General features: G+C 57.9%; 19 protein-coding genes. 3 read left to right on the top strand and 16 right to left on the bottom strand.

Annotated features, from left to right (window positions below; translation table 11 throughout):
* The first annotated feature begins 75 nt into the window (after positions 1 to 75).
* On the top strand, positions 76 to 420 hold the full coding sequence (locus IE087_RS22680) for a RidA family protein (protein WP_189371866.1): 345 nt from the start codon (positions 76 to 78) through the stop codon (positions 418 to 420).
* Positions 421 to 477: 57 nt separating this feature from the next.
* On the opposite strand, the gene IE087_RS22675 is transcribed toward IE087_RS22680, so the two are convergent.
* The 16 genes from IE087_RS22675 to IE087_RS22600 form a co-directional block, all read right to left on the bottom strand.
* Positions 478 to 1149: a response regulator transcription factor gene (locus IE087_RS22675; protein WP_189371865.1), complete on the bottom strand. Its 672-nt coding sequence runs from the start codon at positions 1147 to 1149 to the stop codon at positions 478 to 480.
* Positions 1150 to 1248: 99 nt separating this feature from the next.
* On the bottom strand, positions 1249 to 2832 hold the full coding sequence (locus IE087_RS22670) for a sensor histidine kinase (RefSeq protein ID WP_189371864.1): 1584 nt from the start codon (positions 2830 to 2832) through the stop codon (positions 1249 to 1251).
* A 12-nt stretch (positions 2833 to 2844) separates the two neighbouring features.
* Positions 2845 to 4356 (bottom strand): ABC transporter transmembrane domain-containing protein, encoded by a 1512-nt coding sequence (locus tag IE087_RS22665; protein WP_189371863.1) that lies wholly within the window; start codon positions 4354 to 4356, stop codon positions 2845 to 2847.
* Entirely contained in the window at positions 4353 to 5417 is a 1065-nt protein-coding gene (locus tag IE087_RS22660; protein WP_189371862.1) for a P-loop NTPase family protein, read from the bottom strand. The genes IE087_RS22665 and IE087_RS22660 overlap by 4 nt, the downstream gene beginning before the upstream one ends.
* Positions 5418 to 5583: 166 nt before the next feature.
* Entirely contained in the window at positions 5584 to 6294 is a 711-nt protein-coding gene (locus IE087_RS22655; protein WP_189371861.1) for an EF-hand domain-containing protein, read from the bottom strand.
* The gene (locus tag IE087_RS22650) at positions 6284 to 6643 is read right to left on the bottom strand and encodes a type II toxin-antitoxin system RelE/ParE family toxin (RefSeq protein WP_189371860.1); all 360 of its coding nucleotides are present in this window, start codon (positions 6641 to 6643) and stop codon (positions 6284 to 6286) included. The genes IE087_RS22655 and IE087_RS22650 overlap by 11 nt, the downstream gene beginning before the upstream one ends.
* Complete coding sequence (locus tag IE087_RS22645; RefSeq protein WP_189371859.1) at positions 6627 to 6896, bottom strand: ribbon-helix-helix domain-containing protein; 270 nt, start codon at positions 6894 to 6896, stop codon at positions 6627 to 6629. Before IE087_RS22645 ends, IE087_RS22650 begins: the two co-directional genes overlap by 17 nt.
* A gap of 63 nt (positions 6897 to 6959) precedes the next feature.
* A complete protein-coding gene (locus IE087_RS22640) occupies positions 6960 to 8369 on the bottom strand; it encodes a 3'-5' exonuclease (protein ID WP_189371858.1) in 1410 nt (469 codons plus the stop codon).
* Position 8370: 1 nt separating this feature from the next.
* A complete protein-coding gene (locus IE087_RS22635; RefSeq protein WP_189371857.1) occupies positions 8371 to 8889 on the bottom strand; it encodes a hypothetical protein in 519 nt (172 codons plus the stop codon).
* 3 nt (positions 8890 to 8892) lie between these two features.
* Positions 8893 to 10713, bottom strand: coding sequence for a DUF294 nucleotidyltransferase-like domain-containing protein (locus IE087_RS22630; RefSeq protein WP_189371856.1), 1821 nt, complete (start codon positions 10711 to 10713; stop codon positions 8893 to 8895).
* 107 nt (positions 10714 to 10820) lie between these two features.
* Positions 10821 to 12605 carry a sodium:solute symporter family protein gene (locus tag IE087_RS22625; RefSeq protein WP_189371855.1) on the bottom strand — a complete coding sequence of 595 codons (1785 nt, stop codon included), beginning with the start codon at positions 12603 to 12605 and terminating at the stop codon, positions 10821 to 10823.
* Between the two features lie 5 nt (positions 12606 to 12610).
* On the bottom strand, positions 12611 to 12895 hold the full coding sequence (locus IE087_RS22620) for a DUF4212 domain-containing protein (RefSeq protein ID WP_189371854.1): 285 nt from the start codon (positions 12893 to 12895) through the stop codon (positions 12611 to 12613).
* 249 nt (positions 12896 to 13144) lie between these two features.
* Positions 13145 to 13732 carry an adenylate kinase gene (locus tag IE087_RS22615; RefSeq protein WP_189371909.1) on the bottom strand — a complete coding sequence of 196 codons (588 nt, stop codon included), beginning with the start codon at positions 13730 to 13732 and terminating at the stop codon, positions 13145 to 13147.
* Between the two features lie 35 nt (positions 13733 to 13767).
* Positions 13768 to 15741: an acetate--CoA ligase gene (acs, locus tag IE087_RS22610; RefSeq protein ID WP_189371853.1), complete on the bottom strand. Its 1974-nt coding sequence runs from the start codon at positions 15739 to 15741 to the stop codon at positions 13768 to 13770.
* 367 nt (positions 15742 to 16108) lie between these two features.
* A complete protein-coding gene (locus IE087_RS22605; RefSeq protein ID WP_189371852.1) occupies positions 16109 to 18049 on the bottom strand; it encodes a sensor histidine kinase in 1941 nt (646 codons plus the stop codon).
* Between the two features lie 9 nt (positions 18050 to 18058).
* Entirely contained in the window at positions 18059 to 19075 is a 1017-nt protein-coding gene (locus IE087_RS22600) for a replication initiation protein (protein WP_189371851.1), read from the bottom strand.
* Positions 19076 to 19695: 620 nt separating this feature from the next.
* On the opposite strand from IE087_RS22600, the gene IE087_RS22595 reads away from it, so the two are divergent.
* Together IE087_RS22595 and IE087_RS22590 are read left to right on the top strand one after the other, a co-directional pair.
* On the top strand, positions 19696 to 20898 hold the full coding sequence (locus IE087_RS22595) for an AAA family ATPase (RefSeq protein ID WP_189371850.1): 1203 nt from the start codon (positions 19696 to 19698) through the stop codon (positions 20896 to 20898).
* Positions 20895 to 21884, top strand: coding sequence for a ParB/RepB/Spo0J family partition protein (locus IE087_RS22590; RefSeq protein ID WP_189371849.1), 990 nt, complete (start codon positions 20895 to 20897; stop codon positions 21882 to 21884). Before IE087_RS22595 ends, IE087_RS22590 begins: the two co-directional genes overlap by 4 nt.
* The last annotated feature ends 66 nt before the right edge of the window (positions 21885 to 21950 follow it).

Raw genomic sequence — 21950 nt, 5'->3', positions numbered from 1 at the left:
TGCATTGCGCATGGGCAAGTCGAGGAAAGAAGACTATGTCTTCTTCACAATCCCCTAAACACAACAGGACAAGGCATGATTGAACGGCACCATACCTCTGACCGGATGAGCAAGATCGTCAAACATAATGGCGTCGCCTATCTATGCGGCCAAGTGGGCGCAGGCGAAACCGTAGCGGAACAAACAGCCGACTGCCTTGCGCGTGTGGATGCGCTTCTGATCGAAGCGGGCTCGGATAGGGAACACATATTGCAGGGCGTCATATGGCTCGCCGACATGGCTGATTTCGTCGAAATGAATGCCGTCTGGGATGCATGGGTGCCGCAAGGGCATGCCCCCGCACGTGCATGCGGTGAGGCCAAGCTCGCACGCGACATTCTAAAGGTCGAAATCATTGTAACCGCCGCCATCAAGGATTGATCCGCCGCGAAACCGGTTTGCACTTTCTAATGCCGTTGTTTTGGTCCTGATCGCTGCTCAGTTCATCCGGTATCCGACATTGCGCAATGTCACGATCCGGGATCCCTCGTCGCCAATCTTGCGACGAAGACGGCCGACATAAACGTCAACAACATTGGTCAGCGGATCAGCGTTCAGGCCCCAGACTGAATTCAAGATGCGTTCGCGTGACAGCACGCGCCCTGTGTTGGTCAGAAACAGCAGCAGCAAATCGCGCTCTTTTTTGGACATCTCGATTTCTTCGCCATTCATGCAGACCTTGAGCGACTCGCGGTCGAATGTGAGCGAGCCGCATGTGACGACGGTGTCGCTGATATCCGACGCGTAATTTGTCGCACGCCTGTGCAGCGCTTCGACACGTGCCACAAGTTCGTCAAAGTCAAAAGGTTTGGGCAGGTAGTCATCCGCACCTATTTTCAAACCCTCGATTTTCTCCTCGGGGCTGTCGAGCGCCGTCAGCATCAAGATAGGTGTCTTCGACTTGCGTGCCCGCAATTTGCGACACACATCCTGCCCCTGAATACCCGGAAGCATCAAGTCCAGCAGAATGACATCGTATGTGTTCAAAGCCGCATGTTCGAGAGCTTCTTCCCCGTTGGCGGCATGATCAACGGACCAACCCTCGGCGGACAGCCCACGTCGCACGAAATCCGCAACACGGTTTTCATCTTCGACCAGAAGGATGTTCATAATTGACCTCAACCAAATTCAGCTCTTGTCAGAGACATAAGCCATCCCATGACATCAGCTATTACTCGATGTCGCCAAATCCAAACCTGCGCCCTGCGTCTAGGCGGATTTGCGCAACATTCCTACGGACACCTCTTTCAGCCGAGACTCCTTGGGCAATGCGATCACAACTTTCAAACCTCCGCCTGATCGGTCCACCAGTTCCACAGCGCCACCATGCGCCTCGACAATCGACTTTACGACCGGAAGACCCAAGCCGCTGCCTTCAACCCCATGACCCGACGCATTTGAGCCGCGGAAGAACCGATTAAAGGCCTGTTCCTTTTCTATAGAATCAAGTCCCGGACCGTCGTCCTCGACCGTGATCACGTTGTTGACCAGATCATCTTCCAAAGAAACAGAAATCGACGGCCCGCCATATCGCCGGGCGTTTTGCAAAAGGGCAAGGATGGATTGACGCAAACGGACAGGATCGACAGGGGCCAAGACTGGCCGATCACCTTCAATGATTTCAACGGCACCGGGGAACATGGACACAGCATCATGAACAACTGTTCTCAGATCCGTTTCGACCAGATCAAGACGCAGTTGGCCCGCCTCATGGCGTGCCACGGTCAACATGTCATCCACGATCTGGTTTGTATGTTTTGCAGAATCCCGGATACGGGCTAGGGTGTCTGACACGTCGTCGTTCAGATTGCTGGATGTCCGTAGTGTAACATCAGCTTCTCCCAGAATGATCGCCAGTGGTGTACGCAGTTCGTGGCTGATATCGGCCATCAGTCTTTTCCGGTTTTCTTCTCCCAACTCCAGTTTATCAATCATCTTCTGAAGCTCGGCCGTACGCGTGGCGACTTGATCCTCCAATTGCGTTTTTTGTTCTGCGCGGCTGGCTTCTCGCGCGGCGACGGCCTCACCCATACTGTTCAGGATGTTACCCAGCTCTCGAAACTCGCGACTGCCCCCAAGATCAACAGACGCGGAATAATCCCCATTGCGCAATTGATTGATGCTTTGTTGCAGGCGAATGAGTGGGCGCCGGATCTGGCCGTTAAACGAAACACCGCCGATGATCAGCATTCCAAACAAAACAACAAGAAGACCATATGCAAGTCGCTCATTCCAAGTGCGGAAGGCATCTGCGTCGGCCAGAACCTCTTGGACTTCCTCCAATTCTTCATCGACTGCGGCCTGTATCTTGCGATCCAATTCAATATCGATGTCGTCATCCAGCAAGGCAGCCAGACGTTCGATTTGCAGGAAGGTTTCAACCGGATCACCGGATTCCGTCAATGTTGCGATGGCCGCATTGATGGACTGAATTTCCTCTTCAATTTCGTTCAGAAGGTCGAGCTCCTCGATTTCCTCTTCGCCACTCAACTGGATCTCGCGCCCGATGGTCTTTCGAATCTCAACAAGGTTATCGGCAATTTTCGAGCGCAGTTCCGCTTCCAGCTCCCCACCATCACGGTTGCCAATCAATAGCGCGTCACCGTGTTGCTTGAACAAACGATACACGTTGGCTTCCAGCCGGAGGTGAAGTGTACGGGACTCCTGCGCCAGTTGCGTGCGCGCATCCCACCAGCGCGACTTTTCCAAGCTGTAGAGTGTCAGGCCAGCAAATGCGCCCAGGAGTAAGACGATGACAACGGCGTATACGCCAAAGAGGGTAGTGGAGCGCATGTGGTCGTCCCTTTAGTACGAAGTAACAGTGCTGGTCGTTGGCTCGGCGAGGATGACCGTTGCCCGGCAATGGAGTCTGAGTGTGTCGAGAAGCTCTTTCTGGTGTGGGTCAGCCGTCCAGCGCATTGATGAAATGATAACAACGTCGGCCTGCGCCAGAACCGCGCGCGCGAGGTCCACGCGCAGTGTTTGCGAAGCGGTCAGGTTCTTCCCATTCTCGGCAAGACGCTGATCAAGGCCACTAGGGGCGCGCAATACGTCACCCAGATCGAAGGCCAAGAGGACCTGTTCGATCGCGCCGTCCTGTGGGCGCTTTGGCGCCCCAAGGGTCACCGACCTCCGCAAACTGCCTTGCAGACCGATGTGCTCATCACCGATGTAACTGATCTTTGGCGACCTTGTCTGACTGCCGAAACGAACATCGGCTGCGCCATGTGGATCCAAACCTGCGATTATACGCGCGCTAAGGGCTGACTGTGGCCCCGTCAAACGGGTCACCTCTCCGGCGGCCGCCAGGAAGCGGACAGATTGGCCCTTTACCTCGCCTTCCAAGGTGACGGCTATCGGTGCGCGTTTGGATGTCCACCGGCGTTTGAGCTTGGGTTCAGTCAACAACCTTTGCGCCTTTTCCTTCGCAACGCGCCACGCGCAATAGCGGTCCCACGATGCTGCAAGGCTTTGCAAAGGCAACGTAACAATGGCGAGAACCGACAAACATGCTGCAGCGGTTGCCGGTGCAATACCTTTCTGACCCGCAAGCCAGAGCATGAACAATCCGGACAGTGCCGTTCCAACCTTGAGCAAAGCCTGCAGGCCAGCGGTCCTTCCACGACGCGCAACCGCGTCCTCTTTTAGTGCTGCACCTTTCTCATCAAGGGTGCGCAGCTCTTTGTTCGTGCGCCCCATGAGATCCAATTCAGGAGCGATTGCGATGCGTTCAATCATCGAAATGGCGATGTTCGCCCTGCGCCGTCTCAGTTTTCGGTGCCGCAGCTCCAGATGCCATGCGGTGAAGCACATGATCGCCAGGGCAAGGCCAAGTGGGATCAGCCCATTTGCGGCCAGAACCGGATCAAGGCTGAACAAGACCCAAATGGCGCCAGGCAAGACAATGATGGCCGACAATACATCAGGAAGGCCACGCCCGAACCACAAGCGCGCAGCTGCAAGGTCACCGACAAAGCGAAGAGACAGCGCACCGACGCGACGCTGTTCGTGGCGCGATTTTGGAAGGCGGGCTATTTGTGCATAAAGTGTCCGGCGTAGTGCAATCGCGTAACTCTGACCCAACGCCTCGGCGCGCTGACGCGCGAAAAAATGACATAGTCCTGCAACCAACCCAGCAGTCCCCAGTTCCGCGACCGTCTGCATGGACAGTGAGTGCTGCGCATGCAGTGCCATGAATGCATCTCGCGTCGCAAAGGCGCCCAAAGCAAGCGCGATCGCTTGGGCAACAGCGCATGATGTGATCAGGACCGCATCAACGACGCGGCCCTGAGTAGCAATTGAGGGAAGGGCGGTCATGCCGCCACACCTTCATGGTCGCGGCGCATCAATGGCGCAACATGCAATGCAATCGCTTCAGGCGACCAAAGGTCTTCGCGCGACAGAATGGGCAGGCCAGTAACTTCGGCTGCTTCTGCGGTAGCCAGCGGAGAACAACTGACCATTCCGGATATGGCAAAGGGGGACAACTGCAAACGTTCAAGCGTCATCACACCGCCAAGCGCACTCAGCGCGTCCGGCGCAGCAAACAAGATACCATCCAGGCGATCCCGGATGCGCGAGGCCTTCAGAATGTCGCGCGTTTCCTGCTGGAACACACCATCCGCGATTTCAACGACAACCACTTCAGCACCGCGCGCAGCTGCCGTACTGACCAGCGTATCAAAACCTTGCTCGATTTGGTCAAGCGGTCTGCGGAAGGTCGTTGCCATCCCCACGTCGGTAAAGTCGAGCGCAGGGGCGCCACCATCTTCAAAGCTGTTGAAGTCGCCAAACGCGCCCGTGCCCGTGGCTTTGACGCCAGCAACAGAATAGCCGGACCGCATAAGCCCATGGGCAAGGCTTGAGGCAGCCGTGGTCTTGCCCGAGTTCATCGAGGCACCAAACACCCCGATCACAGTCACCCGATCATTGGCAGGCAGAGGGGGCAAGGCATAGTCCGCGACATTCATCACGTTACCTTTTGGGCCGGTCAAAAGCCCCAAAGGCTTCAAGCGGGTCGCGTCGTCCATAAAGTCATGTGCTGCATCAATGCGACCGGCAACACCGCCACCTGCAACCAGGTCGATCAGGTCGTCATCGACGATGGCACTCGCCAGAAACTGATCCGGCGCATAGCGATCACCCAGACACACAACAACCAAATCCCCGGGATAGCTGAGAGACACGCGCCGCTCTGCCAGTTGCAGTTTCTTGTGTTGGCCGATTTCCACGATTTCACACAGCATCAGATCGCCAGCCTTTGCTGTCTGAAAACTGACGGACAGGCCCTGGACGTCGCCGCGATCAACGCGTCGCGTGGTGAAGGCCCATTTGGCAATCTCGCAGAGGGCGGGGGTCAGTGGGTAAATCTTGGTCATTGGTTTGCTCCGTGGTGTAGCGTTTGAATGACCCTTGTTTCTCCAACTCGGATGATGGGCGTCCGGCAAGCAAATGAACCGCTGCTGGAAATGTTGATGAACGTTAAATGAATGTTTGCGTGTACTGAATGACTGTATCTGCCGTGAATGCATCGCGCTTCCTCATTTAATCGTCATCATCACCCCCACCATCATCTCCGCCGCCATCGTCGCCCCCACCGTCGTCTCCACCTCCTCCGTCACTGTCGCCGCCGTCATTATCGCCATCGTTGTCATCATCATCATCGTCTCGTTCATCACGATCATCATCATCATCGTCATCGCCATCATCGCCGCTTGATCCACGACGACTTGTTCCGCGCTCCGGCTCTGCCCGCGAACCTCTCCGGATCTCTCCAATGGTGATCATGTTGTCTCCATTGTGATCAGTGGTTCGCATCAATTGCCTGGCGCCGTCGCGCCCAAAGGCCGCTACCAGTTCATCGAAGCTGAGCATTCGATCTGAATTGGTATCAACGGATCGAAAACTGGCGGACTGTGCCTGCGCCTCCGAAATCAAAGTCAAACTGACAGCAATCATCACGAGCAGGCTCATCGCCAGCCTGAGCGCGCGAATCCGCTGCTTCGCGGCGGCAATGACATCGCTGCCACTTGCCCGCTTGCTCACCTTTTGCACCATACTATGCCCGATACCACCTGCGTTTCGTGCAGATTGTTCCCCAAAACCACTAGTAAGTTGCATATGCAGATGAACGTTGGCCACGCGCAAAAATGAACGCCAGATGAACGGCATTCTTTCTCTCACGTTCCGGCCTCCATCAGGCGACATTCCGCAACTCCAGGCTGATTTTTTTACATAATACAAATTAAAGGCCATCCACGATGATCCGGCGCAGGATGTGGGTACGGTGGTCCTGACCGCCAAAAAAGACACCCAGAACACGCACTTCCATCCGTTTGGCATCAGAAACGAAATAGAACACTGCCCTATCCTTGGTTACGTGCCGCAGGTCATCCAAGATCTGCGGCGCAAGTGTGCCCTGAAACGGAACATGCCCCAGACGTGCCAAAGCCTTCTCGATGCCACGCACTCGGCCCGCTGCCCGATTCAACGCGTCATCTACCGCCTCACCCAGGTCCAGATATGATTGGAACAGGTGATCAAAGATAAGCTCTATGTCTGCATCGCAAGCAGTGCTGCGTAGAACCTTAAACTCTTTGGGCACGGATTTTGGCCGCGATCATGTCCTCGGTTCGACGACGCCCGTCCTCCACCGACACAAATGGTCCTGACGCGCGCTCGGCGAAAAAGGCCTGTAGCGCAGCCAGCTCTGCTGCTTCACGTTCCTTCTCGGACCGAACAAGCTCAAGACCACGCTGCACGACCGCGCTGACACTGGCATATTGCCCATCCGCCACCAACTGACGGGTAAATTCATCCTGTTGGTCCGTGATCGACACGGACGCTTTGACAGACATCTTACATCTCCCGCTACTACTCAGTAGTATAAAGGGGCGAATTGATCTGACACAAGACGTAGATCAATTCAAATCCTGCAACAGTCGCCCGTGTTTCTTGCTTTCCGCGATCACATCCGACAGCGTGCGCAACCCTTTGCCCTCCAGAAGCGGGATCAACTTGACCAGTGCTTCTGCAGTGACCTTTGCGTCACCCAGGGCGGTATGCCGCAGATCGGACGGTATGATAATTTCAAGCCGCGCACACAACGCATCCAAGCTGTGTTCTTCGGTTGTGCCAAAGACAATCGCCGACAAAAGAACGGTATCAAGCACAGGATGATCCCAAATCACACTCATCTGCGCCTGGGCACGTCGCAAAAACGCCAGATCAAACGGCGCGTTGTGAGCGACCAGAACGGCGTCCTGACAGAACCCGTGCAACGCGCGGCCTGCCGTTGCAAAATCAGGTGCTCCCGCGACATGCGCGTCCGAAACATGGTGCACCGCTGTTGATGCAGGCGGGATAGGACGGCCAGGATCGACGTAGCTGTCCAACACCTCGCCTTCGACAATCCGTCCGTTCAAAACGCGGACCGCCCCCAACTGCACAACGTCGTCCTTTTCAGTGGAAAGACCGGTTGTTTCGGAATCAAACGCAACAAAACACAGTTCGGACAACGCCGTGTCCTGCATGTCTGTAACATCACCGGCATTCAACAGGTCAAAGTCATAAACCAGCGGGCGCGCCGCCTCGGGCTTCAACGGCGCCTTTGGCATATCGATCAGCAGCATGTACCCTGCCCCATCCAGCGGCTTCAGCTTCGCCTCGTATGTCGTTGTTGCATCCTTGTCCCGCAGATCAAACGCCACCTCGGCACCCGTCTGGTTCAGCGTGGACTTCGCCCGCCCCAGATCAGCCGCATAGAAGTAGTCGACCAGGGGCGCCTTGAGTCGCGGCGGCGCTATACCAGACAAGATGTCCGCCGCCTGCCCGTCATACAGGACAATGCCCATACGCTCATTCACCATGATCGTGGCAACGGGAATCTCGGTTAAAAGAGCGGTCAGACGTTCGGCCTCTGCCTGCAGTCGCGCAGTCTCGCTGGCCACGGCAGATGCAGTGTCCATGACGCTCGAACTGAGCGTATGCGACACGGCCTGTGCAGCAGGGGCAAGATCCCCAAGGTAGCGGGCCGCATCCAAATCCAACTCTGACTCCACACCGGAATGCGCCCGCAGCCGCAAGTTGGCTGCAAGCGTGTTGATCGGCTTGGCAACATTCTCATCGAACAACAGCCAGACCACGACAGCCATTCCAGTGTTGAGAAATGAAAAAACGATAAAGGCTGTTACAAATGGCCCGGTTGGCAAAGCGGGCTCCGCCCGTGCCCAACCAAAATATAGCGCCCCCGCTGCGAGCCCGACCCCACCCGCTGCCAAAGCGCAGAAAAACAGGAAAATCCGCAAGCGCAGGGAAAGGCGGGTCAGCACGTCAGGTCTCGCACACCATCGCCAGAACCGGGTCGTCACCAGGCATCGCATGCCAGTCGGCATCGGCAACCGAACCGTCCGCCGCAAACTCTGCCCCGTCAATCAGCACCGCAGACCGCGCACCCGCGCAGTCCAGGAGAAGGGGCGTCTGGTTCACAGGCGACCAGCGGCCAAAGAAGTACAAATCCACCAACCGCTGATCCGGCTGCGCGTCGTTCCGGCGCAGGTTCGCCACGTCCACCGCCACAAACCGCTTGGTGTAGGGATAAACTTGCGTCCAGGGTCGCAGCCAGCTCTGTTCATCCACCGTCATCGCGATCTCTACACCCTCGGGCAGCCGCTCTGCCGTGCGCCCAAACCACGTGTATTCGTTGGAAATGGTCATGCCGATCATCCCAGCACCTGCCGCGACAGGCATAAGCCACTTTGGCAGGCGCTTGCCTGTCACCATATTGAGCACCATGACAATGCCGGCGCATCCGATCCCGGCAAATAGGGTTGCGATCAGTTCTACAAACATGGCTTATCCCAACGTCCCTTTGCCTGAACCAGCAGCCGATTGCATGGTTTTCACGACTACGAAAGCATCCCTTAAGTGGCTACGCTCGAAATCTGATAGAGTGGCCGGCGACAAGTAGTTGTCCGGCCCCTGCCCCGCTTTCACCTGCGCGGCCTGATGCTCCAACCGCGTGGTTGCAATCAGATCGTAGGCATCCAACAGGTCAGCGCCACCAGTGGCAGACAAGCCACCCGCTGCTACCGCCGCTTCGAGCCTCGCCCGGGTGTTCACTGTCGTCAACTGCCCCTGCAAAGCGTAGACGCGGCCCAGATCAACCACTGGCACCACCCCATTGTGCTTCAGGTCCAACTGATTGCGATGTTCGCCTGAACGTATGGTTGCAAGCCCGCGCAGCATCCCCAAGGGCGGGTGATGTTTCAGCGAATTGACCACCAGATGCGCGACGAAGATCGAGTTGCGCGACGCCCTCTCCAAAGTCTCGGCCTGAAGATCAGCAAACAGGCTTTCGTCGCCACCAATCGGTCGCAGATCAAACATGACCGAGGCCAGCATCTGCGCCTCCGGGTTGGGCTTGGCAATCCACCCGTTGAAATAGGCACGCCAAACCGACAGCGGCTGACACCAGCGCGGGTTGGTCGCCATCATATCACCGGGGCAGTAGATGTAACCGCAAGTATTCAGGCCATCGCTGACAAACTGCGCCAGCTTCGCAAAGTAAGGCAGATCCGCATCGGTCGCGTCATCCGACAGGATCAGACAATTGTCCTGATCCGACACGCCGGTCTGCTCCCGCCGCCCTTGTGACCCGCAGGCCAACCAGAGATACGGAACAGGCGACGCACCCAGCTCTGCCTCAGCCAAAGACAGCAAACGGCGGGTCGCGGTATCAGCGATATCTGTGATCAGACGAGTCACGACATCATGCCGTGTCCCCATCCCCACCAACTGCGCCAACAGGGCCGGAATCTCTGCCGTGACTCTCGCCATGGCCAGCGCATCATCTGCCTCGGCCACACGGCGCACCAGATCGGCGGATGACAGCGCCTGAAAGCGGGTCAGGTCCGTTTGGGTCACAATACCCAACAGCTGTCCGTCCTCGACAATAGGCACGTGACCAATGCGACGCTCCATCATCATATGCAGCACATCCATACCCAACGCGCTTGGCGGCAGGGCCAAGGGATCAGGCGTCATGATCGTTGACACGGACTGACCCGGATCCGCACCGCCGGCAACAACCTTGGCATTCATGTCGCGCACCGTGACAATCCCCTGAAAACATTCCGGCCCGGTAACACAGATGGATGAGATATGGTGCTGCGCCATCTGTTCGGCTGCTGTGCGGATCGTATCGCTGGGCAAGCATGTGACCGGATCACGGGTCATCAGCTGGTTTACAGGCAATACGGTCAAATCCTTGGCATCCACCAGCGCCGGGTGACGACGATCAAAGAAGCGTGCCACCTTGGGATGCTCACGGATCAATTCGTGCAACACCTGTGCTGGAACAAGGATCAACGTTGTCTGATCAACCGCGACAGCCGTGCGCTGTGATGGGCCACCCCGCAGCAACGCGCGTTCTCCAAACGAATTGCGCGGACCCAGAAGGGACAGCTGCACGTCCGTTTCGTCCGTGACCTCAACCTCGCCCGAGACGATGACATAGAGGTATTGGATGTCGTCCCCGACACGAAACACGGGTGCACCATCGCCAAATGCTTCGGTTGTGCACTGACCGACCAGTGCTTCCAGATCATCCACGCACAGCGCGTCATACGGATGGACCGAAGCCAGGAATTGCGCGTGTTCAGTCTCAAGCGGCATCACATCACCCTGTGAAGGATAAAAACCTGCCCACGAGGATCGCGGGCAGGTTCAGGATCAAAAGGCGCATCGCAGGGAAGAGAGACTGCGATGCGCTCTGGCCGCCCTTAGTGGTCCGCCGCTGCGGCACCCGCTCCACGCGGGATGCGCACGCTTTCCACCAGGTCCTTGATCTCTTGCGGGGTTTCCTTGGTCATGCCGGACACCACGTAAGCTGTGGCGAAGTTGACCATGGCCCCAATCGCGCCGAATGACGTCGACTTGATCGGCCCCAGAAGCGGATCAGCATCCGTGAAGCTGTTGGTATCCGGGATAAAGAACCAGCCCTTGTGTAGGAAGATGTACAGCAAGGTCACAACCAGACCGGCCAACATGCCCGCAACCGCGCCCACGTTGTTGATGCGGGTCGAGAAGATGCCCATCATCAGCGCAGGGAAGATCGAGGCCGCCGCCAGACCAAAGGCCAGCGCCACCGTCTGGGCCGCAAAGCCCGGCGGGTTCAGACCCAGGATCACAGCCACCACAATCGCTGCCGCCATCGAAATACGGGCCGCAAGCAGCTCGGATTTCTCTGACATGTTCGGGGTCAGCTGACCTTTCAGCAAGTCGTGGGACACCGCCGACGAGATCGCCAGAAGCAGGCCCGCCGCCGTGGACAAGGCCGCCGCAAGGCCACCCGCCGCCACTAGGCCGATCACCCAGCCCGGAAGGGACGCGATCTCGGGATTGGCGAGAACAAGGATGTCGCGGTTGAACTTGGTCAACTCGTTTCCGACCCACCCATTCTCGGCCGCCTTGGCCTGCAGATCAGCATTGGCATCGTTGTAGTACTGGATCATGCCGTCGCCGTTCTTGTCTTCCCAATCCAGAAGACCGGTCTGCTGCCACGTTTCCATCCAGGCATATTCCGGATCGTTGTCGATTTGCTCGACACTTACCGCAGCACTATCGATCCCATTCGGCCACATCAGTTCCGAGATGTTCAGGCGTGCCATGGCACCCACAGCAGGCGCCGTCAGATAGAGCAAAGCAATGAACACCAGCGTCCAACCAGCAGACCAACGGGCATCCGATACCTTGGGCACCGTAAAGAAGCGCATGATCACGTGGGGCAGGCCAGCAGTACCGATCATCAGCGAAAGGGTGAACAACACCATGTTCAGGGTCGATCCATGGGCCGCCGTGTATTCGGCAAAGCCAAGGTCCGTCACGATCTGGTCCAGCTTGGCCAGCAGTGGCTCACCGCTTTCGGTCGAACCAAACAAACCCAGTGCCGGGATCGGGTTGCCCGTCAGTTGCAGCGAGATAAAGACCGCCGGAATGGTATAGGCAGTGATCAGCACGCAGTACTGTGCCACCTGCGTGTACGTCACACCCTTCATGCCGCCAAACACGGCATAGGCAAACACAACACAGGATCCCAACAGCAGTCCCCACGTCGCATCAATCTCAAGGAAGCGACCAAAGGCGATGCCCACGCCCTGCATCTGACCGATCACATAGGTGATCGACGCCACTAGCAGGCAGATCACGGCCACCATGCGCGCTGTCCCGGAATAGAAGCGGTCGCCGATGAACTCGGACACCGTGAACTTTCCGAACTTGCGCAAGTAAGGTGCGAGAAGCAGCGCCAACAGCACGTAACCACCGGTCCAGCCCATCAGGAAGGATGAGTTGTCATAGCCGGTGAAAGCGATCAGGCCCGCCATCGAGATGAAAGAGGCCGCCGACATCCAGTCGGCCGCAGTCGCCATACCGTTGGTGACAGGGTGCACGCCGCGACCGGCAGCGTAGAATTCGCTGGTCGAACCCGCGCGGGCCCAGACAGCGATGCCGATGTAGAGCGCAAAGGACGCGCCCACAAACAGCAGGTTAAGGGTAAACTGGTCCATCTCTCTTACTCCTCGTCCACGCCATATTGCTTATCGAGCTTGTTCATCCGCCAGGCGTAGAAAAAGATCAGCGCAAGAAAGACCAGAATCGCTCCCTGCTGCGCGAACCAAAAGCCCAGGTCGGTGCCACCCACGGAAATCCCGCTCAGCGCGGGGCGCAAGATGATGCCAAAGCCAAAGGACACGAGTGCCCAAATGACCAGTGAGATCAAAATCATGCGGACGTTGGCCGCCCAGTAGCCCTTGTCCGCTTCGGACGCTCGGGCAATGTTTGTGGTTTCTTCCGCCATGGCGGCTCCTCCTTTGGTTTCAGTGCGGGACCGCGCGTGGCCCCGTCGGTCGGTGCATGTGCTCAAGCTGCCTGAGCACCGCATGTTTCCTCCACTCTGCGCACCGTTCACTGTCCGTGCTTTGATACAGGTCATAGGCGGTGCAACACGGTCCCGGACAAGCCGGGACCACCCCATCCCCCACGCACACGGGGAACAGGCGCGGCCAAACAGGTGCCGCGTGATAGATTTGTCAGGACACGCCGGTCGTCAGGTGGCGGCGTCCTTCACCATCCCCGACAGGGTCGCCGCAATCGCGTCGATCTCTCCCATCGCGTCGAGGGATTGCAGCACGCCCTTGGCATGGAAATAGCCAATGAGCGGCGAGGTCTTTTTGTAATATTCCATCAGCCGCAGCTTCAGGCTTTCGGCATTGTCATCCGCCCGAACCGGCTGCCCGGCTGCGCGCGCTTGCTCCGCTCGACCAACAATCCTGTCCACAAGGATCTCGTCATCAACCTGCAACTCGATCACCGCATCCAGCGTGTGCCCAGTTCTGTCCAGCAGCGCACCAAGCGCATCGGCCTGTGCTAAGGTCCGGGGGAAACCATCAAAGATAAACCCGGCGGCATCGCTGCCGGTCAACTTCTCTTCGATCAGGCCGATAACGATCTCATCGGTCACAAGCTCTCCGCGCGCCATAACTTCGGCGACACGATTGCCCATCTCGGACCCTGAGGATTTGGCCGCACGTAGCATGTCGCCGGTCGACAGCTGCACCATGCCGTGCGTGTCGACCAACCGCTGCGCCTGCGTTCCCTTGCCCGCACCCGGAGGTCCAAGAAGGATCACGTTCACGGGACGGATCTGCGCGTCTACGGTTGCACCGTCCATCATGTGTCGCTCCGGTTCATGCGGTTCTCGATCAGGTCATCCACAACCGACGGATCGGCCAGGGTCGAGGTGTCGCCAAGCGAGCCAAAGTCATCCTCGGCAATCTTGCGCAGGATGCGGCGCATGATCTTGCCTGAGCGTGTCTTAGGCAGACCCGGCGCCCACTGGATCAGGTCGGGCTTGGCAATCGGACCAATCTCGGTCCGCACCCAGGTTTCCAGCTCCTTGCGCAGCGCGTCGCTGGGTTCTTCGCCGTTCATCAGGGTAACATAGGCATAGATGCCCTGCCCTTTCACCTCGTGCGGATAGCCAACGACAGCGCTTTCAGCGACTTTGGCATGTGCTACCAGCGCGCTCTCAACTTCAGCCGTGCCCATCCGGTGACCGGACACGTTGATCACGTCATCGACACGACCCGTGATCCAATAATCGCCATCCGCGTCCCGACGACAGCCGTCACCTGAGAAATAGTACCCCTTGTAGTCCCCGAAATAGGTCTTCTCGAACCGCTCATGATCACCCCAGACGGTGCGCATCTGACCGGGCCAGCTGTCCTTGATACAGAGGACCCCTTCGATCCCATTGCCATCCAGCTCGACCCCACTTTGCGGATCGAGAACCACAGGCTGCACACCAAAGAATGGCTGCTGTGCCGATCCGGGCTTCAGGTCGGTCGCACCCGGCAGCGGTGTTAGCATGTGACCGCCGGTTTCGGTCTGCCAGAACGTATCGACAATCGGGCACGCGCCCTTGCCGATAACCTCGTGATACCAGGTCCAGGCTTCGGGGTTGATCGGCTCACCAACCGAGCCAAGCAAGCGCAAGGACGACAGATCGTACTTCTCAACCCACTCATTCCCGGCACCCATCAAGGCGCGAATGGCAGTGGGTGCCGTGTAGAATTGCGTGACCTTGTGGCGTTCGCACACATCCCAGAAACGCCCCGCATCGGGGAAGGTGGGCACGCCTTCGAACATGATGGTGGTCGCGCCATTGGCGAGCGGTCCATAAACAATATAGCTGTGGCCCGTGACCCAGCCCACATCGGCCGTACACCAGAACACGTCACCTTCGTGATAGTCGAATGTGTACTGATGGGTCATCGCCGCATAGGTCAGATAGCCACCGGTGGTGTGAACAACGCCCTTCGGCTGACCGGTCGAGCCAGAGGTGTACAGAATGAACAACGGATCCTCGGCCCCCATCTCGGCAGGCGCGGAATAGTCAGACGCTTCAAGCGCCATCTCGTTGTAGTCATAGTCGCGGTCGGTCCAGGTCGTCTGACCGCCCGTCCGCTTCACCACCAGACACTTCACGCTGTCCTTGCAATGCAACAGCGCCGCGTCGGTGTTTGACTTCAAAGGCGTCTCCCGTCCGCCTCGGGGCGCGTAATCGGCGGTGATGACAACCTTGGCGTCACAGCCGTTGATCCGCGCCCCGAGGGCGTCCGGGGAGAATCCGGCAAACACGATGGAATGGATGGCACCGATGCGGGCACAGGCCAGCATCGCATAAGCGGCTTCCGGGATCATGGGGAGGTAAATGACAACCCGGTCGCCTTTGCGAACCCCAAGCTCTTCGAGGATGTTTGCCATCTTGCAAACAGAGCGGTGCAGGTCGCGATAAGTGATATGTTTCGGTTCGACCTTGGACGTATCATCCGGTTCCCAGATGATGGCCGTCTGATCGCCACGCGTCTCAAGATGCCGGTCGATGCAGTTGGCCGCCACGTTCAGCGTGCCATCCTCGAACCAGCGAATGTCGATGTTGCCCGGAGCGAACGAAGTATTCTTGACCTTGGTGTACGGTTTGATCCAGTCCAGCCGCTTGCCTTGCTCACCCCAGAACGCATCAGGGTCGGCAACGGACGCGGCATACATCTTGGCATAGCCTTCGGCGTCCAGATGGGCGCGGGCCTTCGTCTCATCGGACGGCGGAAAAACGGCCGAATTCGGCGTGTTTTGAATATTCATGGGTCTCCTCCGGTTTGGGATCAGATCCGCTTTGCATCGGCTTCTTCACCCGGGGCGTGCATCACTCGCCTGTTGAGGTTGACCATACACGGTTTTGTAAAATCGTGCGTTGTGCACTGGTCTTGAACAGTTTTTTTGTAAAGGAATGTTCTGACACCGAACGCAATTTGTAAATTATTTTAAACCAAGGCCGATTTTCCCATGTTTTTCTGCGGGATAGCATTTTCCCGTCAAAATAGAACGGTATCCGTTTGTATACTGTTAGCGTAAGACAAGTTTACACCGGGGCCTGTGACAAATTGTCAACCAACGCTGACGTACAGAGGCATACCCAGAATCACGGAGGCCACAGAGGCCCGACTCGGTGCTACGCGCTGGCAGACAAAGCGTCGGTTTCCTGCTCGGCTGTCGGCAACCAAATCTCGAAACAGGCACCACCGTCCTGGCGGTTGTGCGCACTGATCAGCCCCCCGGCCCGCTGGATCAATGTCTGCGAGATCGACAGGCCTAGTCCTGTGCCCTCGGCCTGCTTGGTCGTATAGAACGGCGCAAAAACGTCATCAACCTTGTCAGTTGCTATTCCTGGCCCGGTATCTGACACGGTCATGCAAACGCCGGATCTGCCATCGCGCTCAACGTCCATCGTCTGCAAGGTCAGTACCCCTTCCGACCCCATCGCCTGTACCGCGTTCATAATCAGGTTGATCAGCACCTGCTGCAATTCGCCGGGATCAATACGCACATCATTCACAGCATCGAACCGTGTCTCGACCTTGATATCGGACTGCGAGATCACGTGATTGACCAGCACCAGACAATCCGTGATCACCGGCTCCAGCGGCACTGTCTGCTCCAGATCAGCAAACTCCCCCGGCCGTGCGAATTGCAGTAGCTTGCCAACGATGGTCTGGATGCGGGCAATCTGGCGATCGACCAGCCCCAGCTCGGTCCGGATGGCGACACCGTCTTCCCCAAGGCTCTCTCGGATCACATCCATGTTGCCCTGGATAACAGCCACCGGGTTGTTGATCTCATGCGCGACACCTGCAGTGATCTCACCAATCGAAGCAAGCTTTTCGCTCATCACCAATTGCCGGAACGTCTCTTCCAGCTTCTCATTGGCGCGCTGCAATTCCTCCGTGCGCTTGGCCACACGCACGTTCAACTCTTCGTCCCGCTCCTGCACCTGGTCCAACAGGTCATCGAGGTGGCCGGCAACCGCTCCAATCTCACCTGTGCCCCCTTCAGCACCGTTGCGTGCGGACATGTTGCCGCGCTGCACAAGAGACATCGTATGCGTCATCCGTTCCAACGGCGTAAAGATGCCCTTGGCCAGCCGCAGGAACACAGGCGCGGACAACAACAGAACGGCGACAAAGGCTGCAAGAATAACTAGGAACGCATTGCGCTTGGCAATGGTAAATGGCTCCTCAAGCACACCGACATACAACATACCCACGTAGTGCCCAAAGCTGTCGGTCAGCGGCAGATAGCCCGAGATGTACCAGTCGTTCACCACGAACGCCCGGTCGAGCCATGTGCGCCCCTCGCCCAGCACCTTGCCCCGCACGGCGGCCGACACGCGCGTCCCGAGGGCGCGCACATCTTCAAACAGACGGACATTGGTGGAGACCCGGACATCCTCCAGGAACAGCGTCGCGGTCCCTTGCCTCAAACCGTCCGCAGTACCGTCCTGATAGACCAGTGCGTTGATCGTATCGATGAAGCTCAGGTTCCGGTTCAGCAAGATACCCCCGACGAGCACGCCATCGCGCCCGCGCAAGGTCACTGGCGTTGCCGAGTGGATAACCATCCCCCGATCCTCAACCGTGCGGTCTGTGGGCACCGCCGCTTCGGTGTCGATCAACGGCAGGCGCGCCTGCTCTGCCAGATCAGGCGAAATCGCCGCCAATTCTTCTGCGGAAAAGATGTCAATCTCGGTCCGCCCCTGCCCTTCCGCCGCACTCTGGATGACCGGCCATGTCTCGGTGATGGTCGCGCGCGGCAGGAAGTAGAGGAAATCCAGTTCAAGCGTCGCGCGCTTTTCATCAAAGAACGCATCACGCCCCGATGGCGGCGTCTGCGCAAACTCCACCGACCCGGCGACCGCCTGCAACTCGTCCCCTGTCTGAACCATCAAGCGTGACAGGTACTGCTCCGCAATCCGCAGATCACTTTCCACATTGGCGATCAGCACCTCGTCATAATCCGCCGTCCACCGCGTCATGCCAAGGAACAGCAGAAGCGGCATCAGCACGACCATCGGCGCAAGGGCCAGGATCAACAGACGGAAACGAACGGAGTTCATGGGTCCACGCTAGCGCAGCGGGTTGTTTTCCGCAAAGCTCCGGAAAAAGGCGAGGTAGGCACGGTCCGCGTCACGCGGCGGCTCTTTCCCTGCGGACCAGGACCGCCACTCCTTTTCCACGTGGTAGATGTCGTAACCCGGATAGCGCAGGCGCGCTGTCTCATAAGTTTCGGTGCGTAGCGCCGGACCTGCGGCCTCAAGCCATGCAGGCCGGGGCTTCAGATCCTCGGCCGTATTGGTCATCCGGGCCTTTCGCCCAATCTTGGAAAAGGACAGCTCGCGCTCCATCTCTGCCGTCCCTGCCCCATCCTTGCGCCACCATTTGAGCTCGATATGGGTGACCCGTCGCCCGGTCTTCACGGGCTCAATCTCAACCACGTAGTCCGACAACATATTCACCTCGGCCACGGCCGGTTCAATCGCCCGCAGCTTCAGGTTCGACCACGAGGTCAGCTTGCCCTTGGGCACGCCCAGCACCCCACGCAGGTCATCCAGCGCAAATTTCTCCGACGACCGATAGCGAAGGTTCCCCCGCTTCTGGATCATCTCGTAGAGTGTCAGCGCGTATTTGGAACTGAGCGCAAACATCACTTCACGCTGAAGCCGGGCAAAAACGGTCGAGTCCTTGATGATCTTCCGCAGCCGCTGCGGGATCTCATATTCGAGCACCCCGTCGCGCCGCGTCGTCTCGATGTTTCCACCCAAAAGCTGCACCCGCTCGATGGCATCTTCGCCCTCATGCGTGACCTTCACCTTGACGATGGCAGACATCAATCGCTCGACCGACTCCCCTACCCTGTCGTTGGAATTGTGCGACCCACGCAAATCGGACTTGGAAATTACATGTGTGACCGGCTTTTCAATCGCATCCCACGCATTCTCCAGAAGCTGGTTGTAGATGCGCCTGTCAGCCAGCGTCAGCGGCGTGACCTCCACCAGGTCCACCAGCTCGCCCGGCTTCACCAGGCTTTGCGCATTTGGCCGGGCGTCAATGGTCCGGTAGGATTGGGTTGGGCGATCCGCCATGCTGCTCTTCTCTTACCTCTGACGGGTAGTGCGACGTAAGAATAACAGTCTGCACCCGGTGCGTCCACGAAAACGAAGGCACCCAATTTGTAAGGTTAAACGAGCAGGAGCGAATCAACGGGTCCGCCAAGTGATTCGAAATACACCCAAAAATCAAAGGGCTGAGTCAGCCACAGGGCTCACCCAAAACGTAAGGATTGGAGCGCACCCGATACGTAAGTTTTATGACCCCATGATGTAGGTTTTAGCGTCCCAAGACGTAAGCCAATCAATCCCATGATGTAAGGGCTGACGCTTCTTTTCCCTGTAATTTCAGAGCTTTATCTGCCCGGAACAAAGAACACTATGAAATTAGAATAGAAGGGTGCTTTTTGTTTGGAATTTTCTGGGTGTCTGGTGGCAACCGTGGGCGCAAAACCAGCAAGCACATACATTGTGGGTTCTATCACGCTTACTATCCTCTAGACTTCCAATAACATGCGAGACGTTGTCAGTTTTCCGACTTTTGAAGTCTCAACCATCAAGTTCCGCTTTTTTAGCCTTCCCTCAAAAAGTTTGCACTTGAGGCAATCGCCGACACCCGTCATGATTCGGACCAACGCCCCCGAAAGAGGTCCGAAATGGAGCAGTCCGCCCTACCCCCTGTCTCGCTCGATGAGTTAGACAAACTTGCCACCCGCGCATCCACGGTGATCGACAGACTGCGTGACCGGTTGTATGCGCCGGGCGCGCAAAAAACGCTCGACCTGCGATTCAACGTGAAACGGGCCGCCGATATGGTGGGCCGCAGCGACAAACTGATCCGCGACGCCGAAGCGGATGGCCGTCTTCCCATGCCTGAAAAAGACCCGAACACGGGCCGCCGCACGGGATATTCACTGGCCGACGTCAATCGGATGCGGCAGGTGTTCGGTACCCTGCCCCACCGTGCTGATAGCGACCCGGCGATGGTCCTCGCCATTCAGAACTTCAAGGGCGGCGTCGGCAAGTCAACGATGGTCTGTCATTTCGCTCAACACCTCGCCCTGCAAGGCTACCGCGTCTGCGTGGTGGATTGCGACAGCCAAGCCAGCACGACGTCGGTCTTTGGCCTCAACCCCGATGTTGACGTGGATGAGGAGGAAGACACGCTCTACCCCTTTTTCCGCCACGGTGGTCCGCAGGATCTGTCCTATGCGCTGCGCGCCACGTACTGGCCCAATATCGCGCTGATCCCAGCCAACCTCGGCCTCTATGACGCGGAATACGAATTCGCCGCCCGTATGGCGCGGGAGCAGGTGTTCGTGTTGGACCGTCTTCGCAACGGGTTAGAGACGATCAAGGACCGGTTCGATGTTATCCTGCTGGACCCACCCCCTGCCCTTGGGATGTTGTCCCTGTCGGTGCTGCGGGCGGCGGATGCGCTGGTGATTCCTGCCCCGCCCAACAACATCGATTTCGGCTCGACCGCGCATTTCCTCAAGATGCTGGGCGCAACACTTAACGAACTCGCTCGCCACGGGGGTACGCGCGATTATGCCTTCGTTAAGATTCTCGCAACCAAGATGAATGACTCGAAATCGGCGCATATGGCGATCAAACGGATGATGGACGCGGTCTTCCCCATGGACATGTTGCAATCGGTGCTCAAGGACAGCGCCGAGATCGACAATGCCGCGGCGAACCTGTCCACCGTCTATGAGCTGACCGGACCGGCGACCCGGACCGAGACGCACAAACGCTGCCGCGCCTATCTGGATGCCGTCTGCCGCGAGATCGAGGTGCTGATCCGCAAGACTTGGCCAAGCCATCACGCGCAACTGCGCAAGGAGGGACTGCTATGACCCGCAAGCACGATGCCATTTTTGATGATGTTCTGAGCGATTTGGAGGCGGCGCCCGATGCGTCCGACCGCGCTGGTGCCCGCTTCCTGAAACGCACCACTGCGATCAGTGATCGTCTGGCCGGAGAGGTCGAGGAAAAGACCCTGCGCTGGGTCGATCCCGCCCGTTGCCGGATGTGGGAACGGCACAACCGCGACTACGCGCTGCTGACCGAGGACAACTGCCGCGACCTGATCGACGGCATTCGCTCTCAGGGTCAGCAGGAATTCCCAGCCATCGTGCGGCCCGTAGATGATGAAGGCTACGACTTCGAAGTGATCTGCGGCGCGCGCCGTCACTTTGCCGTCTCATGGCTTCGCGCCAACAACTACACGCAGTTCAAATATCTGGTTGAGGCGCGGCAGCTTTCAGACGAGGAAGCGTTCCGTCTTGCTGATATCGAAAACCGCGACCGAGAGGATATTTCAGACTACGAGCGTGCACTCGACTACGCTGATGCGGTCGCGCGCTACTACGGTGGTAGGCAAAAGGCGATGGCTGAGCGGCTAGAGGTCAGCCAGCCGTGGCTGTCGCGCTACCTGCAATTGGCGAAGCTGCCGCAATCCATCGTCGATGCGTTTCCGAACATCCGCGAAATTCGTGAGCGGAATGCACGCGAATTGAAACCGCTTCTGGCACAGCCCGAAACCTCCCGCCCGGTGTTGGAAGAGGCTGGTGCCATCGGCCGGGAACAAGCGCAAGCCCGGGCCGGACGCGGTTCATTTGTGGATTCCGCTACGGTCATGCGCCGCCTGAACCGTGCAGGCAAACCCGCGCAACCCAAGCCCGAACCGACGGGCCGTATCTATCGCCGCAGTGCCCATGACAAGGGGATTGAGGTGGCACAGAAAGGGCGCAAGATACAGATTGAGTTCGACGCAGGCATGTCCCGCGCCCAGCTTGAAGGCGCATTTTCCGCGTATCTCAAAGCCGAATTCGACGCCTGATCTGGAAAATTGCCCACGGGCAATTCTGACCCCGCCCGCGGAAATTGCCCATGGGCAATTTTTTTT

Origin of the sequence: Tateyamaria omphalii, from assembly GCF_014651375.1 — a bacterium.
Lineage (GTDB): Bacteria > Pseudomonadota > Alphaproteobacteria > Rhodobacterales > Rhodobacteraceae > Tateyamaria > Tateyamaria omphalii.
Note: the sequence above shows the minus strand (reverse complement) of the source record. Positions and strands in the feature narration are given on the sequence as shown.

Coding starts and splice junctions, on each gene's coding strand:
- IE087_RS22680 (WP_189371866.1), top strand. CDS start 76: ATGATTGAACGGCACCATACCTCTGACCGGATGAGCAAGATCGTCAAA.
- IE087_RS22675 (WP_189371865.1), bottom strand. CDS start 1,149: ATGAACATCCTTCTGGTCGAAGATGAAAACCGTGTTGCGGATTTCGTG.
- IE087_RS22670 (WP_189371864.1), bottom strand. CDS start 2,832: ATGCGCTCCACTACCCTCTTTGGCGTATACGCCGTTGTCATCGTCTTA.
- IE087_RS22665 (WP_189371863.1), bottom strand. CDS start 4,356: ATGACCGCCCTTCCCTCAATTGCTACTCAGGGCCGCGTCGTTGATGCG.
- IE087_RS22660 (WP_189371862.1), bottom strand. CDS start 5,417: ATGACCAAGATTTACCCACTGACCCCCGCCCTCTGCGAGATTGCCAAA.
- IE087_RS22655 (WP_189371861.1), bottom strand. CDS start 6,294: ATGGCCTTTAATTTGTATTATGTAAAAAAATCAGCCTGGAGTTGCGGA.
- IE087_RS22645 (WP_189371859.1), bottom strand. CDS start 6,896: ATGTCTGTCAAAGCGTCCGTGTCGATCACGGACCAACAGGATGAATTT.
- IE087_RS22635 (WP_189371857.1), bottom strand. CDS start 8,889: ATGTTTGTAGAACTGATCGCAACCCTATTTGCCGGGATCGGATGCGCC.
- IE087_RS22630 (WP_189371856.1), bottom strand. CDS start 10,713: ATGCCGCTTGAGACTGAACACGCGCAATTCCTGGCTTCGGTCCATCCG.
- IE087_RS22625 (WP_189371855.1), bottom strand. CDS start 12,605: ATGGACCAGTTTACCCTTAACCTGCTGTTTGTGGGCGCGTCCTTTGCG.
- IE087_RS22620 (WP_189371854.1), bottom strand. CDS start 12,895: ATGGCGGAAGAAACCACAAACATTGCCCGAGCGTCCGAAGCGGACAAG.
- acs (WP_189371853.1), bottom strand. CDS start 15,741: ATGAATATTCAAAACACGCCGAATTCGGCCGTTTTTCCGCCGTCCGAT.
- IE087_RS22605 (WP_189371852.1), bottom strand. CDS start 18,049: ATGAACTCCGTTCGTTTCCGTCTGTTGATCCTGGCCCTTGCGCCGATG.
- IE087_RS22600 (WP_189371851.1), bottom strand. CDS start 19,075: ATGGCGGATCGCCCAACCCAATCCTACCGGACCATTGACGCCCGGCCA.
- IE087_RS22595 (WP_189371850.1), top strand. CDS start 19,696: ATGGAGCAGTCCGCCCTACCCCCTGTCTCGCTCGATGAGTTAGACAAA.
- IE087_RS22590 (WP_189371849.1), top strand. CDS start 20,895: ATGACCCGCAAGCACGATGCCATTTTTGATGATGTTCTGAGCGATTTG.